This is a genomic window from Candidatus Avelusimicrobium stercoris (assembly GCF_002437085.1).
GTDB classification, from domain to species: Bacteria; Elusimicrobiota; Elusimicrobia; order Elusimicrobiales; family Elusimicrobiaceae; genus Avelusimicrobium; species Avelusimicrobium stercoris.
Genome location: NZ_DJOA01000044.1, coordinates 1 through 16,356, shown reverse-complemented (window position 1 = coordinate 16,356; position 16,356 = coordinate 1). Strand labels below are relative to the sequence as shown.

Genomic DNA, 16,356 nt, shown 5'->3' with positions numbered 1-16,356 from the left:
ACTTAAAATATAAGTATTTTTAAAATTAACTATAATTTTAAATTTACAAAATTTGGATGGAATTTACATCAAATCTTGTGTTTTAAAATAACAAAACAATAATTAAAAATAAAAATAATGAATATTTAAATAAAAATAAATTTAAGTATAAAAAAATAAAACAATAATGCCGAGAAATTAAATAATCTGTTTTGCAAAAATATATATAAATTTGCATTTATAAAATTAGTATTAAAATAAAAAATATTTAAAAAATAAGTAAAAATAAAATAGGAGTTAAAAATGATATCAAAAATTACCATTTGTAATTTGGCCTTAGCCCAATTAGGGCAGGCCCCGATATCCTCTTTAACGCAAGAGGATGAAAAAGCGCGCCGCTTAAATTTGTTCTACGAACCCGTGCGCGATGAGGTTTTGCGTACCCATAATTGGGGCTTTGCCACAGTCTGGGAGCCGCTCGCGCTAATGGAAAAACAGGACAACTGCTTTTTGTATAAATACCCGCAGGAAGCCTTGTTTATCCGCCGGGTTTATCAGCCGTCCTACAAAAATACCGCGTTTCGGGAACTCTTCCACCCCAAGTTCCGCACCCGCGTGCTGGAATCCGCCGCGCCGCAGGCGTGGGCCGAATACACCCACCGCGTAGAGGACGAAAGCCAGTTTGACGCCGCCTTTGTCAAATCCTTTTCGCTCGCGTTGGCGGCGGATTTGGCGTTGTCGCTTACGGGGGATAACACCTTGGCTGCGCAAATTTTGCAAAAATATACGCTCAGTTTGGACGAAGCCCGCCGCAGCAATATGACGGAAAACTTTGCGCAAACCGTGCAAACGGACGCGTTTACGGAGGTTCGCTAATGGGCGTGCATTGCTTGCAGTCCTCTTTTGCGGGCGGCGAAGTGAGCCCCGCCGTACAGTCGCGTATAGACAGCCCCGCCTATTCCTCTTGGCTGAAAACGGCCCGGAACTTTTTTGTCCATCCGCAGGGCGGCGCGTCCAACCGCCCGGGCACCGTATTTATGGGCCGGGCCAAATACGCGGGTAAGCCTTGTCGCGTGATTCCCTTTGTATTGGGGGAGAGTGAAGCCTATGTGCTGGAACTGGGGGAAAAATACCTGCGTATTTACACGGCAAGCGGCCAAGTGCTGGGAGAAGACAACACCCCGTACGAACTCGCCACACCCTACTTGGCGGATGAAGTGGCGCAAATTAACTATACCCAGTACGACCAAACGCTCTTCCTCGTCCACGCCAATCACCCGCCCAAGCAACTTACCCGGCTGGCGGACGGCACATTTACTTTTACAGAGGTGCCTCTTAAATACGGGCCGTTTATGCTTTCTAATACGGACGAGTCCAAAAAACTCCGCCTGACCCCGTATAACGAAACCGCCTCGTCGGACGGCGTAAGCGCGACGCTTTCCTTCCAGCCGATAGTGTATCCTAACTTGGCGGTGCTGGGGTATTTTAATAACGTGTGGTTTTATTCGGCCAGCGATTACGGGCTGGATATTGCGGGGATAGTGGCGGCCTTTAATAAAGAGTTTGCCAATGCGGGTTTTTCGGCGGCCAATTTGGGCGGCATTATCAAAATCGTCTCGCCCCAAGCCACTGGGGGAGACTGCAACGGGATGCAATTTGTATTGGAATACCGCAACAGTTTCACGCGCCCGGCGGTGCTGACGGTGGCGCAAACGCTGTCCGGCGGGGCCAATAAGGGGGAATTAATCCCGTCCGGCGATGACAAATTTTTGCTGGAAAGCGATTTTGACCTTTTCCAGCCCGGGCATATCGGGGGCAAATTCGCGCTTACCCACGCGGTGGAAAGCCAGTACCTCTCGGGCACGTTGGGCTATCAAAGCGTTTCCCAAACGCTCAAAAGCGGGGGCGATTGGCAGTTGCGCACCAGCGGGGTGTGGACGGGCCAACTGGTGTTGGAAAAGTCCGAAGACGGGGGAAAAACGTGGCAGAAGGTAAAATATTTCTCCCGCGCGAACGGCGAGGAAAATTTCAACGCGCTTGGCCACTTGGAGGACACCGCCGATATGTATTATTTGCGCGTCCGTTCGCTGGAAACAAGCGGAGAGGCGGGCTTTGAATTGCAGGCCGATGCGTTTATCCAAGAGGGTGTTGTAACGGTGGAAGGTTATTTAAATGCCCGGCAACTGGTGGTCCGCCCGGAGCGGCAGGTGGCCCTATCCGATTGGACGGCCGATTGGGCCGAGGGTTCTTTCAGCCCGTTTTCGGGCTATCCCTCGTGCGTGTTCTTTTTCCAGGACCGCTTGGGCCTTGCCGGAACCAAGCGCGAAGCACAGACGGTGTGGTTTTCCAAAACCGGGGCGCACAGCGACTTTGGGCACTCCCGCGGCACGCTAACGGATAACGACGCTATCAGCGTGAACCTGTCGGGCAAAAAATTAAACGCCATACACGGCGCGGCGGTGTGCGGGCGTTTGTTGCTCTTTACTGCGGGGAGCGAGTGGACGTTATCCTGCTCCGGCGCGCTTACGCCCACCAATATCCAAGTGGCCCAGCAGGGCGAACGCGGGGCGAGCCGCACGGCCCCGGTGCTGGTGGGCAACCGGGCGTTATTTGTGCAGGCGCGCGGCGGATGCGTGCGGGATTTGTTTTATGATTATAACACCGCTTCCTACATCGGCAATGATTTAACCCTGCTCGCCAAGCACTTGTTCTTTAACCGCGAGGTGGCCGAACTGTGTTACCAGCAGGAGCCGGATAATTTGGTTTGGTGCGTGCTGGACGACGGCACCGCGCTGACTTTGACCTATTTGCCCGAGCAAAACCTCTGCGCGTGGACCCGGCACGATACGCAGGGCCTTTTTAAAAGTGTTTGCTGTGTGCCTAACCGGGGATATGACGAGGTGTGGTTTGTGGTAAAACGCACAAACGGCTATTTTGTGGAACGGTTAGCGCGGCGGCTGGGCAGTAAGGAGCCACAGGACCAAGTGTTTTTGGACGCGTCCGTTTCACTCAAAAGCGAAACACCCTTTACGCGCTTAGGCAGTTTATCTCACTTAGAAGGCCTGCCTGTTGGGGTGCTGGCGGACGGAAATGTGTTGGCCCCGCAGACGGTTAAAAACGGGGAAATCTCGCTGCCCCGCGCGGTTACCTGCGCACACGCCGGGCTACTCTTTACGGCGGAACTTGTAACCCTGCCGCCCTCCTTGTCCTACGGGGACGGTACGGCGGCCGACAGAAAAAGGCGTTTTAGCGTCGTTACCGTTAAAATGTTGGACAGCCGCGGTGGCCTCGTCGGCACGGACGAAGCGCATTTAACCGAAATCGTCCAGCGCACGGATGCGCCCTTTAATGCGCCCCTTGCGCTAAAAACCGGGGATTATGTGCTGAATCTTTCCGGCTCGCACAGCCTTTCCCCGGCGGTGGTCTTCCGTCAGACGGACCCCTTGCCGGTTACTTTGCTGTCGTTTATTACGCGCTGATATAAAAAAGGGGCTTTTGCCCTAAAAGCAAAAGCCCCGCTCAAAAATGGTTGGGATTATTTGGTTAAGTGCAAACTTTCCACCATACTTTTGGCCAGCAACTGGTCCGGCCCGTCCACCGTTCCGGCCACTACATAATATACTTGGTGATTATCCGCCGGCACGACGGAAAGCCAAAACGGCACGGAATTGCCTTGGTTGGAATAGGCGGTACCGGAAACCAGCAGGGCTTCGCGCCCGTTAATGGTGGCCTTTTCCGAGGAGTGGATTTCCAGTTGGCGGCGGTTTTGAATAGAAACCACAACCTCGTTAAAATCCTTGAACGGGTCCTCGTCCGCATTTCTTTGGCGTGCAATACCCGCAAAGGTAACGGCCTTGGGCGTTTTTCCGGCGGCATCCTTTTTAAAGGCGTTGGTATCAATGCCTACGGTCAAATCCACATCGCCTAATTGCATCCAGTCGGAGAACGTCATCCCGTCATATACGGTCAGTTCTGCTCCGTATTCGGGGGCCTGATAAGTGCTTTCGCCATATACGGGGGCAGCCGTTTGCGCGGCCGCAATAATGGGCTTAAAGGGGGCGGTTACCTTTTTAACACCCCAATACACCGCCAAGGCGGAGCACAAGCCCAAGAGCACCGTGGCTACGCCCGCCAAAATAAGCGGCCATTTGTTGCTGTTCTTCTTTAAAATCATCCAAATAACTTTAAAGAGCAGGAAAAATACCGCATACACGGCTACAATTCCCAGTAAAAACAAAATAACCAGTATCGTCATTTATTACTCCTTTAACAAGTTTTTTACAGTATATCTTTTTATGAGCAAAAATAACATTGTTTTACGCAAATTTTTACCGCCGGACGCCGATAAATTGGCGCAAACCTTGCGCGCGGAGGACCGGCGGGAATTGGCCGCTTCGCACCCCGGGCGGGAGCCTAGTATTTTGATAGACAGTTTTGCGCAGGTTTCGCGTTGCGCCTTTACTCTTTTGCACCAAGGGAAAGTGGCGGCAGTGTGCGGGCTTGTGGCACCGTGTTTGCTGGGTGTGCGGGCGCAGGTGTGGCTTTTAACGGGGGGAGAAGTGGAAGAAATCCCCAAGAGTTTTTTCGCCTGTATGCGCGGGCTGGTGGTGCATTTTTCGGGCGAATATCCCGAACTATTTGTATGGGTGGACAGCCGCTACGCACGCGCCTTACGGCTAGTGGGGCGGCTTAATTTTACCGCCGGGCGTATTTTAATGGCGTCAGGCGTTACGTTTATAGAGTTTATTTTTAGGAGGAAGAAAAATGGGAGGAGTTATTAAACAGGCGGGGTATGTGGTATCGTCCGCCGCGTCGGTCTTTGGCAACCGAAAGGCCGAAAAGGATTATTATAAAGCCTTAGCGCAGGATGCCAATAGGCAGGCGGAATATGTGTCTGCTGCCGGGAAACGCCAAGCGGAGTATTTGTTTAAATCCGCCGCCGAGCGCAACCGGGAACTGTACGAAAATTACCGTCAAACGTTGGGCAGCCAGCAAACGGCGCTAGCCTCATCGGGCCTAAACGCCTCATCGGCCACGGTGCAAACTTTGCTTAAAAACAGCCGTTTAAATGCACAGTTGGACGAAAACGCGTTAAACGATACGCTGACGGATTCCCTGCGGGAAAACGAACTGGAAAACGGCGAAAAAATCCGCAGTTTAACCGAAACCGCCAACCAATATAAGCGCGCAGCCAAACGCTCGGGCGCGTGGTGGAAATGGAGCAAACAGTTGCTCTCTATTTTTAATTAGGAGTTTTTAGATTATGCCAACTATTCCAACTTACACGCGCGGAGAACAATATAGCGCGCCGCGCGTTTCAAAAAACGCCCCGTCTCCTAGCCGTCTGAAAGAGGCCTATCAAAATACCTTGCAGGCGGCGGGTGAATTGGGGCGCACGGCGGCCCGGCTGCTTCCTGCCAAGCAAGAGGGGCAAGCGCAAAATTCAGGCGAAATAAAAACGCGCCAGGCCCTGTTATCAGCGGTTTCCGACGGGGTGCAAGCCCTGGATAAGGCCGCTAATCAAGTGCAAAACGCCAATTCTCCCGCGGCGGCGGATTGGGTGCTTTTGCGCGCTTCCGCCCTTGCCGGGGAAGTGCAGGCACAACGCCAACAGGCAAGCGAAGCCCTAGCCCAAGAAAAAAATCTCTTGGTGGAAACGGGCTCTTTTGCTCCGTCGGCGGGTGCGCTGGACGCGTATTTAAACGAGCAGTTGCCGGGCTACGAAAGCCGTCTGATAGCCGCCGGAGTTTCCGCCAAAAGTGCGCAAGCGGACCTTGCCCACGTGCGGGGTTTAGCCGCGCGGGCGTGCATTAAGCGGGCCGTATCGGTGCAGAATTATCAGGCGGCGCAGGGGGTATATCAAAAATTTGCGGGGTTGTTTTCCAAGGCGGAGCAAGACGAACTAACCGCGATAATCTGCGCGGCCAAGGCGGACAGCGAAGCGCAAAAATATTGGGATGATTCCCTTTCTCAAACGGACGGCTCCGCCGACGCGCGCCTAAAATGGGCGAAATCGCAAACGTCGGACCAGGCAGTATTAGAGCGCCTTTCGGGTTTAGGCGCGCAGGCCCGACAACAGGAATTTGCCCAACAGACGCACGCGTTTTTATGGTTGGCTTCCGCCGCTACGCCCGAAGAGGCCTGCCAACGCTTGGCTTTATCCCCGCTTAAATATACTGGGGAGGTTGCCTGTGCGGTGTCCCGGTTTGGCACTCCCGCACCTCACACTTCGGCGGGAACCTTTAACCGTTTGTATTTTAGCGGAACGGAAAAAGAGAACGCGCGCGCCTTTGAAAAGGGCGAAGTTTCGGCGCGGGAATTTTTGGCCTTGTCCGCCGCATCTTTCTCCCGCCAAGCCGGAGCGGACGATAAAATGGGCGCGTTTCTGTGCGCCGGAATAGAAGCCTGGGCGCAAAAGAAGGGGCTTCCCGCAAGCACGCAGGACGAAATAAAACGCGAAGTATTGTGTTCGTCCGCCGACCCGCAGGAGCGTTTGAACGCCCTCAAACAAATTAAAACGTATTTTGATTTATAGGAGAAACTATGACCATTTCCACCCAAGTTACAAAACGCATTTACGCCGGAAACGGCGAAAACACCCGTTGGGATGTGGATTTCCCGCTGTTGTCGGCGGACCATTTGCAGGTGTTTTTGACCTCGCCCCAAGGCGTGGAAACCCGCTTAACCGAACATTACCGGTTGGACGAAAGCACCCATACGCTTATTTACCCGATAGAGGCCAGCGGCCTTGCGCCCTTGCCCGAAAATTGGACGATTACGCTTCTGCGCCACACGCCGCCCACGCAAGAGGTGGATTTATTGCGCCAAGGCGAATTGGACGCCGAAGTATTGGAACAGGCTTACGATAAACTTACCTTGCTCGTGCAGGAGTTGGGAGAAGAAACCTCGCGCTGTATCAAATATCCCGCGTCGGTGGAGCCCGCTTCGCCCGGGGCCGGGGAGTTTTTTAACCAAGTGCGGCAGGCAGCGGACGAAGCGCAAACCGCAGCCAATCAGGCGGAACTATCGGCCAAGGCGGCGCTCTTAAACGCCGGAAAGGCGCAAACCGTTTCGGCGCAGGCGGTGGCCGATATTTCCGCTAGGGAACAGCAGGCCCAAGAAGCCCTTTCTTCTACCCAGCAAACCTTGTCCGCCGCGCTTGCCAGTCAGGGGGAAAGCCTGACCGCTTCGGCGCAGGCGTCTGCGGAGTTGGCGGCTTCATATGCCCAGCAGGCCCGCGCGTATGCCTTGCGCTCCTTGGGCAAAAGTTTGGGCGAAGTGTATTGGAGCCAGAGTAAAACGGCGGCGGATAATCCCGGGGCCTTGCCGTTGTGGACGGGGGAATATATCGCTAGTGCCGCCACCTTGTACCCCGATTTTTACGCGTGGGCAAAAAGCCACCCCGAACTGTGCAAAACCAAAGCCCAGTACGACGAAGCCCTTTCCACCTACGGCGAGTGCCCGTATTATGTGGCGGACGAAGTGTCCGGCTCCCTGCGCCTGCCCAAACTGACAAATTACATTAAAAACGCAGACGGGGAAAACGGCATTACGCAAAGTAAGGCCGGGCTTCCCACAGTAAAAGCCCTTAGCAATACAGCCGCGCCCAATGTAAGCGGGGTGGCTTCTTTGCCGCCTTACGCCAAGGGTGTGCAAAACTTGCAGGGCTATTCCCTGATGACGGGGCAGTCCATTAGCGTTTCCACTTCTTTGGCGTATGTGGAAAATGACGCGTCCTTGGACAGTGCCGTTTATGGCGCGAGCGAGACCGTAACGCCCGCCCATACCACGCTGTACCCGTGGGTGTGCGCGTATTATCTAAATACAGAAAGCGCCGATACCTTGCAAATGCAGGAGCAGGCCACGGGCCTTACGCGGGCGGTGCGCGAGGTGGTGCTGAGTGAAAATTCCACCGTCAGCCCGCACGTTAAACAGCAGGCGCGGCAGTTGGAACTATTGGCCACCGCACGCAGGAGTGGAAAGTGAACAAACTCAAAGATTGGCTGTATGCGGGGGGAATATTACTGGCCGTGGGTTTTTGGTTTTTTACGCTCTATGGCCTGCCCCCGCGCGTGGAAATTTTGGAAAAGAAAGTATCCGCGCACGAGGAGCGCTTGGCGCGTTCCGACGTGAAGTTGGATATGATTGCGGATGACGTAAAAAGCATTAAGGTTATTTTACTTAACGCCGCAAAAAACTAAAAAGGAGAAATACAAATGACGCAACTTATTAATTGGTGTACCCAACATTGGCAGGATGTGCTTGCTATTATCGGCGGAGTAGTCGGCGTGGCGACTATAATCGTCAAACTGACGCCTACGCAAAAGGATGATGCCGTACTGGGCAAGATTATTGCCGTTTTGTCCGCCTTGTCGCTCGTTAATGCGGACGGCTCTTTTGTGGGGGCTAAAAAATGATGTACGCCTTAATCGGCGGACTGATGGCTATGGCGGTGGGCGTACTGTGCGTATTGTCCGCCGCCGTGGGCCGCGCAAAAGAGCGGTTGCGCGTTGCAAAACAGGAGCAAAAAGAAAATGAAAAAATGGATAAAATCTTGGAGCAGGTGGCTGCTGTGCCTGATGAGCGTTTGCTTGACGTCTTGCGCGGGGAACACAAACTTGCGCGCAAGCGCACCCGTTTGCCGCGTTCGCTTTGACGTGCACGACGAAGGACTTGCGCATTTAAGTCCGCACAACTTACGCGCTATCCTGGCCTTTGAAACCGCCTGTGCCCTGCGGGCCGCGCCTTAGCAGGCGGCAAATCAATGCGCTAGGCAATGATTAATGGAGCAACCTTATTTTTGCCAAAAGAGAGGGCCTTTTTTCTGCTTGTCATTCCCGAGTGTTGTAGTCGGGAATCTGTTGTTTGTAAAAAAGGTTACATTTGTACAGAACAAAAAAACCCGGGGGCGGTAAAAGCCTCCGGGGAGTTTTTTAGCAAAAAGCCAAATTAGAATTTGCCGTTTACCGGGTTGCCGTTTGTAATGGCGTTGCAGTATTGGCCGGCCTTAGTGCTGTCGTCTAATTGGGTGGGCTTTTCCGCCCCATCGCTGGCAGCACCGCAATAGCGGTAGGTTTGAATTACGCTTCCGTTATCTACCATTACCGTTTTTAATTGGTAAACCTCTTTGTTGGTGTTGCGGGTAGCGTTAATGACAAATTTCGCTGGGTCGTTTAATGGCTGCATCGTAATTTTATAGTTTTTGCCGCCGTAGTTGGAACCATTTTGCGGGATTTCCACATCCAACACCGCAAAGTTGTTGGCGCTCGGCCAGGCATCTTTTTGAAAGCGGTAGCGTTCCACCGCATCGCGCGTGGCGCTCATCAGCGTGAGGGCTTCGGCGGCGCGGGATTTTTCCACAGCCGTGGTGTATTGGGGCAGCGCGATAGCGGACAATACGCCGATAATCAGCACCACCACCAACAGTTCAATAAGAGTAAAACCAGAGTTGTTACCAGTCATTTTTTATCTCCCTAAATTAAAATAAAAATTGCTTACACCATAGTATAGCAAAAAACGCCCGGATTGCAATATAAAAAAGGGGAACACGCAAGGGTTCCCCAAGTGAAAAAACATCGTTTTAATTGGCCTTCATCGCAATCGCCTGTACCGGGCAGACAATTTTACACAGCGAGCAGCCCACGCATTTATTTAAATCCACCGCCATCCCTTGCGGGGTTTGCGTAATGGCCTGGTGTTCGGATTCCCGGCAGATAAGCGCGCACTTACCGCACAACACGCATTTTTCTTTATCAATTACCGGATTAACGCGGTAGGTCTTTTTGTGCAAGGCCTCGTGCGAGGTAATCGTTTTTGCGGCCTTATCTTTTAGGTCGTTAATGCTTTCAAAGCCCTTTCGTTCCAAATAGTCCAGCAGGCCCTTCTTCATATTTTTAATTACGCCGTACCCGTTTAACATAACTTCGGTGCAGACCTCTAAGGCGTCTGAACCCGCGGCAATGTATTGCGCGGCGTCCTGCCAGGTGGAAATACCGCCTTGGCCCAAAATCGGCAGTTTGGTGGTATTGCGCAGTTGCGTAACACAGCGCAGGCCGATGGCTCTTACCATCGGACCCGAGCAGCCGCCGTAGGTGGACTGTCCGTCAATATTCAAATTGGGTTGGAGCGTTTCCAAATCAAGCCCCATAAAACCCTGTACCGTGTTGATAGCGGCTAAACCGTCCGCCCCGGCCTGTTCCACCACGGCCCCGATGCGGGTAATGTCCGTTACGTTTGGAGTCAGTTTTACAAAAACAGGTTTCTTGGCCACGGCCTTTACCCAAGCGGTGATTTGGGAAGAAATTTCCGGGTTGGTGCCGATAGCCATACCGACGCCCTTTTCCGGCATACCGTGCGGGCAGGAGAAGTTTAATTCAAAGGCGTCCGCGGGAGTGTTATTGAGCGTACAAACCAAATCTTGCCACGCCTTTTGTTCCACCGGGGCCATAATGCTGGCGATGATTACTTTGGTGGGATGTTTCTTTTTTAAGTAATTAATAGCCTCGCACCAGTATTTTACGGTGTGGTGGCTTAAAAGTTCAATATTTTGGAAGCCGATAATTTTGTTTTGTTCTTTTAAAACCGCATAGCGCGGGCTGGCTTCAATCATTTCCAAATTGTCAGGCGTAATCGTTTTGATGACGGCTCCTCCCCAACCCAGTTCAAAGGCGGCGTCAATGCTTTCCATCAAGGCCGTGGGTGGAGCAGAAGCAAGCAGAAAGGGGTTTTCAAAGTCTATGCCTAAAAAAGAAGTTTTGAGTGTAGCCATATGATAATCTCCTATACAAGTTTCCTTCCATTGTATCATAAAACTATTTTTTGCGGGGAAAATTAAAAAAAACCGCCGGAGTGAAAGAAACTCCGGCGGGAAATATTACCCAAGGGCGGCTAGTTTGGTAAACAGGTCCTTTTGTTCCTTGGTTAAGGTGCGGGGGACGTCTATCGTCAGGGTTACGTACAAACTGCCCTTGGCGCTTAATCCCTTGCCGCTTAATTTAAGTTTCTTTCCGCTGTGGGTTCCGGCGGGCACTTTTACTTTGACGGGCCCGTCCAGTGTGGGCACATAAATCGTGCCGCCCAGGGCTGCCGTCCACGGCATAAGCGTTACAGGAACATAGAGGTCCTCGCCCTCCAAACGGTACATTGCGTGCGGGCGGATTTTTACCACCAAATACAGATCGCCGTTGCCGCGGGAGGTCGGGTTGCCCATCCCTTTAAGTTTAATCTTTTTGCCCTCGCTGACCCCGGCGGGGAGTTTAACGGTAACCGTGCGTCCGTTGGGCAAGGTCATTTGCATATTGCCGCCACGGTGTGCGTCTTCCAGGTTGAGCGTCAGTTCGGCTTCCACATCACCCTCGGCTTGGCCCGAAGCCGCACTGCGGCCAAAGTTCTTGCCAAAGCCGGAGAAACCGCCTCCGCCCATACCGCCAAAAATACTTTGGAAGAAATCGCTGAAATCTCCTCCGCCAAAGGCTTGCGCACCGCCTGCGCCGCCAAAGCCGGAAAATCCGCCGGTGTTTCCACCGTAAGAGTATTGCTGGTATTGTTGATACGGGTTGCCGCCTGCTGACGAACGCGCACGGGAGGAAGCCCCGCCGCCGCGGGCATAGTCTTGGTAGCCTTGCTCGCCCACTTGGTCGTAGATTGTGCGTTTTTGTTTATCGGACAGGACGGTATAAGCCTCGTTTAAATCTTTAAATTTTTCCGTCCATTTTGCCTTTTCCGCTTCCGGGTGCATATCCGGGTGATACTTGCGGGCCATTGTTTTGAACGCCTTTTTAATATCGGCGTCCGAGGCGGTTTTACTCACGCCTAAAATTTTATAGTAATCTTTGTATTCTGCCATAATTCACACCTTCCAACTATCATTTTATATAATTTTTCTATATATTCAATATGCTATTACTAACTAGAAGCGCCAACAAAACGCCCCTGCGGCTGATATTAACGACGGAAGCCTTCTCCTCGCTGACGAACCAGTTTATGCAAATTTTGCTTCCGTGGTATATTTTGTCGTCCACGGGCAGTATTTTGTGGACGGGTGTGGTGGGCTTTTGTGCGCTGCTGCCGAATATTTTTTCCTCGCTTTTTGGTGCTCCCATCATAGACAAGTTGGGCCGCTCCAAAACGATGCTCTCGTGCGAGGTTATCCAACTATTGCTATTAGGGTTAATCCCTGTTTTAATTTTGGCGGGCAAGGATTGGCCGTGGCTTATCGGCCTGCTTATTTTTTTAAGTTCATTTTTTGATGCGCCCGGGCAACTGGCGCGCACGGCCCTGTCTCCCACATTCTCGCGCTATGCCGATGTACCGCTTGCCAAAACCTCGGGCATTATTGAAGCCTTTGACGGTATTATGTCCGTCGCCGGGCCGCTTTTGGCCGGGGCCGTGATTGCCTACTGCGGGCTTTTGTATGCGTGGGAACTGTGCGTGTTTTTCTGCCTGATTATTGTGGTGTTGTGCGTGGTGGTTTTTAGTAACCGCCGTCCGCGGCAGTTGCGACCGTTGGCCGGATACCGCGAGGTTATCTCCCATTTGAAAACGGACCGTATGCTGTGGGAGCCTATTTTGTTTACTTTGCCTACATTTATTTTGGGCCAGTCGTGGGAACTTATTTTGCTTCCCTCTTATATATATGAACACGGGTTCAACACGGTTTACTTGGGCTTTTTGGGCGCGGCCTTTGGGCTGGGAGCTTTTGCAGGCGCGTTGTTTTTTGCGGGTGCGGCCAAGAAATTTTCCTTCTTTACGCTCCTTTCGTGCAATTATTTGGGCTACTTGCTTTCAATTTTGGTATTATACTTTAAGTTGCCTACATACATTGTGTTGGCGGCTACCACGCTGTGCGGGGTGCCGTTTGGCGCGTTTGGGGCGATGATTATTAGCATTATTTTACTGCAAACCCCGGTGCCGCTGCGCAGTAAAACCTTGGGGCTGTACGCCACCGCCACTTATACGGTGGAAAGTATATGCGTGCTGGGGCTGGCTGGGTGCATTAGTTGGGCTGGGTTGCAAAACACGCTACTTTTGGTGAGTGCGGTGTTTATGGGGCTTACTTTTGTGAGTGTGTACGCCCGGCGGAAGGAAGATTTTTGGCAGGTTTTATCGTCGGAGAAAAAAAAGAGTTTACAAAACAAAAAGGATTTACTATAATAAATATGTAGCAAGGATGAGCAGTTTAAAAAAACAGATTTTTCCCCGATAGCTCAATGGTGGAGCGACCGGCTGTTAACCGGTAGGTTGTAGGTTCGAGCCCTACTCGGGGAGCCATTTAAAAAAGCCACGCGAAAGCGTGGCTTTTTTATGCCCCCGAGAGCAGGCAAACTGCTTTGCCTGCGATAGGGCGGCCTTGCAGGCGGCAGATTTTCTGCGCTCTGTTGATTATTTGAGCCTCATTATTTAAGCAAAGTTGCTAACTGACAAAATGGCACCCTGCGGGCGGCAGATAGTCCGTGCTTCGCCTCTACCCAAATTTTTGTTTGTACTTCGGCAAAACCTTATTATTTTTTGTATCTTATTAATAAGCCCAGTACATTATGGGCATTTTATTTAGGAGTTTTCCATATGACAGAAATTACTTGCACTTATACCGGCGACGGGGAAACGGAACTCGTCCACGGGCCGACCGGAACCACGCTTCAAACCGATTTGCCACCCGATAACGGCGGAAAGGGCCGCCGCTTTTCGCCCACGGATTTGTTGGCTTCGGCCTTTGCCGCTTGCACGCTTACGATTATGGGTAAAATGGCTGCCGCGCGCGGGGAAGATTTTAAGGGCGCGCATTTATCCATACAAAAAATTATGGCCGCCAATCCTCGCCGCGTGGGGGAGTTTGTCTTAAAAATCACGTTTCCCGCGCACTTTTCGCAAGAGCAAAAAAAGTTCTATCTCTCGGCGGTAAACGCCTGCCCCGTACACCAAACATTAAGCAAAGAAGTAAAGGTAACGGTGGAGGTTTTATAACCCAAAATCACGGCCCCCAAACGGCGCCTAATCTGTTATGATACCCATAGGAGGGGAATATGATTACAACAACCTTGGGAGAAAACTTGCAAACAGTGAGTGTGCTGGACGGCAAAAACGGTTCCGTGCGCACCGCGTATTTTGACCCACGCGAGGATATGCAGCCCGGCGAAGTGTTGGCCAGCGCATTGGGGGCGTGTATGCTTACGATGATTGGCTATGCCGCCCAAAAACGCGGGGAGGACGTAACGGGCACTACGCTGTCCGTCGCTCCGCAGTTTGGCGGTACGCCGCGGCGGGTGGTGTCGGTGGAGTTGGTGTTTACGTTTAAGGCGGGCTTAACGGGCGAGCAAAAGAATTTTTACACGCACGTCGCCCAAACCTGCCCGGTACACAACAGCCTGCGCGAAGACGTAGAATACAAAATTACCGTTAAATAATTTCATCCCGCATAGATTGCTTGTGCGGGATTTTTGTGTCCTTTTAGGGCCCACGGCAACTAGGTCTTTTGGCCCTTTTGGTGTGGCCCCGCAAACCGATATAATATATATATGAACCGTTTTTCTATTGTGTGCAGTTTACTCTTGCTTACGGCCTTGCCCGTTCGTGCGCAGTTGTTCCGCGTGCCGGCAGAGGCCTTAAAACTCGCCAAAACCGGGTCGGAAATGACTTCTTTGCCCCGGCTAATGCCCGAACTTGCCAAAAAGATTTTTGCCGCTTCCCGCAGCCGTTTTGCAGGCCCTGCCGAACTGATGGCGCGCGTGCCCAAGGGGCTTATTCAGGTGGCGCGCCCCGAATCGCCCACCGTGCTGGGAACGGGCTTTTTGTTTGAATCGCACGGGCAACTGTGGGCGGCAATGCCATACCACATTGGCGGAGCAAAAGGCCAAAAGCGCGTGGTGCGCGTGTGGAATAACGCGGGTTTGCAGGAGTACCCGGTTACGATTGCCGTCAGCGGCAGTGCGGGGTGGAGCGCGCCCGACGTCTCTCTGGCCCCTTTGCCCAAAAGCGCGCTGGAAAACGGCGCGGAGCCCTTTTCATTGGGCCCAGTGCAGACGAATACGCCCTCGTTTTCGTTTGGGTATGTGGCGGGCCCGTATGGGCGGCGAGACTTTTTGCCCGTCCGGCGAGATGTTACCAATGCGGCGGGGTTTGGCGTAATTGGCCAGCGCGAAATCAAGCAAGATGAGGTAAATACGCCCTTTTTATTAAGCGGCTACTGCGGTTCGCCCGTCTTTCAAAAACAAGGCAGTAGTTGGCGGGTGGTGGCGTTGCACTCCGGCGGATGTGCGATGCCGGGCAGCCGCGCGCAGAGCCATACTTATGCCGTCAATCTTTCGCAGGCGGTGCCGATGATGTTGGACCAATATTTTCAAGCGGAAAAACTGCCCGCGCGCCCGCTGGTATTCCGCGGTTGGGAAATTGGCCGCTTATCGTTAGAGGAGCGCGTGAAGAGTGTGGCCGTGTGGCGCGGGGAAAAAGCCGTTTTTACGTTGGATTTGCGCAATTACCCCCAACCGTACGAGGACGCTCACGCGGAACTGGCGTTTGCCGAGTTTGATTTGCAACCGGGCGACCTTTTGCGCTTTACCGTATTAAACGAAAAGCGCAAACTCCGGGTGGTGGAGTTTACGCTTCCGTAAAGCGAAAAACATTTATTTGGCCGCTTTCTTTTTTAAGAGGGCGGCTATTTTTTTGGCATTTTTATCGCTTTTTAGTTGGAGCATTTTTAGTATTTTTCCCAACTGTTCGGGCGTGGCTTGGGCTCCGTTTTCCAAAAGCAGTTGCACTCGCGCCGGGGCCAGCGTGGCGGCGGCGTAATAAAGCGGGGGAAAACCCGCCTTGTCCGCCAAATTGGGGTTGGCTCCGCGTTTAAGCATATAGGTAAGTAAATCCGTGCGTGCCTGCTCGGTTTCAAACGGTTGGGTAAGCGCCATAATGAGCGCGGTAGCCCCTAAATGTGTTTGCGCGTTTAACTCGGCCTTGCGGAACACGAGGAGTTTGGCGGCTTCGGCCTGCCCATCGCGCGCGGCAATGTAGAGCGGCGTCCAGCCGTCCGGCGTGGGGGCGTTGATGTCAAAGCCTTGCTCTAATAAAAAGTTGATAACGTCCTCATTTCCGCTGGATGCGGCGGCCTGCAAGGCGTTAAATTCCGTTTCGGTATATTGGCGTTCGTCATCGTTAAAATAGAGGGTATAATCAGCGGGCGCGCCCTCTTCCAAGGCTTCCTTTACGGACAGTAAATCCCCGTAATACGCGGCAGTTACCAGGGCTTCGCCTTGTTCTTTTTTAAGCGCGTGGTGATAGTCCACCGCCAGCCATACCACTAGGACGGTAATCAAAAGGATAGCGAGTTTCTTCATAATGTTATTGTAGCAAAAATAGGTTGCCTGTCTTTTGTATTGTAGTTGTCGT

General features: G+C 52.3%; 18 protein-coding genes and 1 tRNA gene. 14 read left to right on the top strand and 5 right to left on the bottom strand.

The genetic code is table 11. From position 1 onward, the window contains the following. Positions 1-282 precede the first annotated feature (282 nt). Both B2118_RS06475 and B2118_RS06470 read left to right on the top strand, forming a co-directional pair. Positions 283-855 (top strand): hypothetical protein, encoded by a 573-nt coding sequence (locus B2118_RS06475; protein WP_428054320.1) that lies wholly within the window; start codon positions 283-285, stop codon positions 853-855. Continuing rightward, complete coding sequence (locus B2118_RS06470) at positions 855-3,458, top strand: hypothetical protein (RefSeq protein WP_428054318.1); 2,604 nt, start codon at positions 855-857, stop codon at positions 3,456-3,458. Before B2118_RS06475 ends, B2118_RS06470 begins: the two co-directional genes overlap by 1 nt. Before the next feature lie 56 nt (positions 3,459-3,514). On the opposite strand, the gene B2118_RS06465 is transcribed toward B2118_RS06470, so the two are convergent. Further along, entirely contained in the window at positions 3,515-4,234 is a 720-nt protein-coding gene (locus B2118_RS06465) for a hypothetical protein (protein ID WP_428054316.1), read from the bottom strand. 40 nt (positions 4,235-4,274) lie between these two features. Here B2118_RS06465 and B2118_RS06460 point away from each other — a divergent pair, with 40 nt between their 5' ends. The 7 genes from B2118_RS06460 to B2118_RS06430 are packed head-to-tail and all read left to right on the top strand — an operon-like array spanning position 4,275 to position 8,635. Next, complete coding sequence (locus B2118_RS06460; protein ID WP_428054314.1) at positions 4,275-4,760, top strand: hypothetical protein; 486 nt, start codon at positions 4,275-4,277, stop codon at positions 4,758-4,760. After that, positions 4,744-5,229 (top strand): hypothetical protein, encoded by a 486-nt coding sequence (locus tag B2118_RS06455; protein WP_428054312.1) that lies wholly within the window; start codon positions 4,744-4,746, stop codon positions 5,227-5,229. The genes B2118_RS06460 and B2118_RS06455 overlap by 17 nt, the downstream gene beginning before the upstream one ends. Before the next feature lie 13 nt (positions 5,230-5,242). Next, positions 5,243-6,514, top strand: a complete 1,272-nt coding sequence (locus B2118_RS06450) for a hypothetical protein (RefSeq protein ID WP_428054310.1) — start codon at positions 5,243-5,245, stop codon at positions 6,512-6,514. An 8-nt stretch (positions 6,515-6,522) separates the two neighbouring features. Then, entirely contained in the window at positions 6,523-7,965 is a 1,443-nt protein-coding gene (locus B2118_RS06445; RefSeq protein WP_428054308.1) for a hypothetical protein, read from the top strand. Continuing rightward, the gene (locus B2118_RS06440; protein ID WP_428054306.1) at positions 7,962-8,180 is read left to right on the top strand and encodes a hypothetical protein; all 219 of its coding nucleotides are present in this window, start codon (positions 7,962-7,964) and stop codon (positions 8,178-8,180) included. The genes B2118_RS06445 and B2118_RS06440 overlap by 4 nt, the downstream gene beginning before the upstream one ends. Positions 8,181-8,195: 15 nt before the next feature. Next, positions 8,196-8,396 carry a hypothetical protein gene (locus B2118_RS06435; protein ID WP_428054304.1) on the top strand — a complete coding sequence of 67 codons (201 nt, stop codon included), beginning with the start codon at positions 8,196-8,198 and terminating at the stop codon, positions 8,394-8,396. Then, positions 8,393-8,635, top strand: coding sequence for a hypothetical protein (locus tag B2118_RS06430; protein WP_428054302.1), 243 nt, complete (start codon positions 8,393-8,395; stop codon positions 8,633-8,635). Before B2118_RS06435 ends, B2118_RS06430 begins: the two co-directional genes overlap by 4 nt. Positions 8,636-8,928: 293 nt before the next feature. Here the strand turns inward: B2118_RS06430 and B2118_RS06425 are convergent, their stop codons facing one another. From B2118_RS06425 to B2118_RS06415, 3 genes are all read right to left on the bottom strand, one after another. After that, positions 8,929-9,441, bottom strand: a complete 513-nt coding sequence (locus B2118_RS06425) for a type IV pilin protein (RefSeq protein WP_428054300.1) — start codon at positions 9,439-9,441, stop codon at positions 8,929-8,931. A gap of 118 nt (positions 9,442-9,559) precedes the next feature. Continuing rightward, entirely contained in the window at positions 9,560-10,747 is a 1,188-nt protein-coding gene (preA, locus tag B2118_RS06420) for an NAD-dependent dihydropyrimidine dehydrogenase subunit PreA (protein WP_428054298.1), read from the bottom strand. A 105-nt stretch (positions 10,748-10,852) separates the two neighbouring features. Next, complete coding sequence (locus tag B2118_RS06415; protein ID WP_428054296.1) at positions 10,853-11,824, bottom strand: DnaJ C-terminal domain-containing protein; 972 nt, start codon at positions 11,822-11,824, stop codon at positions 10,853-10,855. Positions 11,825-11,874: 50 nt separating this feature from the next. Here B2118_RS06415 and B2118_RS06410 point away from each other — a divergent pair, with 50 nt between their 5' ends. The 5 genes from B2118_RS06410 to B2118_RS06390 all read left to right on the top strand — a co-directional run bounded on the left by B2118_RS06410 (position 11,875) and on the right by B2118_RS06390 (position 15,584). Then, complete coding sequence (locus B2118_RS06410) at positions 11,875-13,131, top strand: MFS transporter (protein WP_428054294.1); 1,257 nt, start codon at positions 11,875-11,877, stop codon at positions 13,129-13,131. A 42-nt stretch (positions 13,132-13,173) separates the two neighbouring features. Further along, a tRNA-Asn gene (locus B2118_RS06405) sits at positions 13,174-13,248 on the top strand. Between the two features lie 294 nt (positions 13,249-13,542). Then, positions 13,543-13,941, top strand: coding sequence for an OsmC family protein (locus tag B2118_RS06400; protein ID WP_428054292.1), 399 nt, complete (start codon positions 13,543-13,545; stop codon positions 13,939-13,941). A gap of 59 nt (positions 13,942-14,000) precedes the next feature. Beyond that, on the top strand, positions 14,001-14,381 hold the full coding sequence (locus B2118_RS06395) for an OsmC family protein (protein WP_428054290.1): 381 nt from the start codon (positions 14,001-14,003) through the stop codon (positions 14,379-14,381). Between the two features lie 111 nt (positions 14,382-14,492). Continuing rightward, entirely contained in the window at positions 14,493-15,584 is a 1,092-nt protein-coding gene (locus tag B2118_RS06390; RefSeq protein ID WP_428054288.1) for a hypothetical protein, read from the top strand. A 12-nt stretch (positions 15,585-15,596) separates the two neighbouring features. Here the strand turns inward: B2118_RS06390 and B2118_RS06385 are convergent, their stop codons facing one another. Then, on the bottom strand, positions 15,597-16,304 hold the full coding sequence (locus tag B2118_RS06385) for an ankyrin repeat domain-containing protein (protein ID WP_428054286.1): 708 nt from the start codon (positions 16,302-16,304) through the stop codon (positions 15,597-15,599). Positions 16,305-16,356 lie beyond the last annotated feature (52 nt).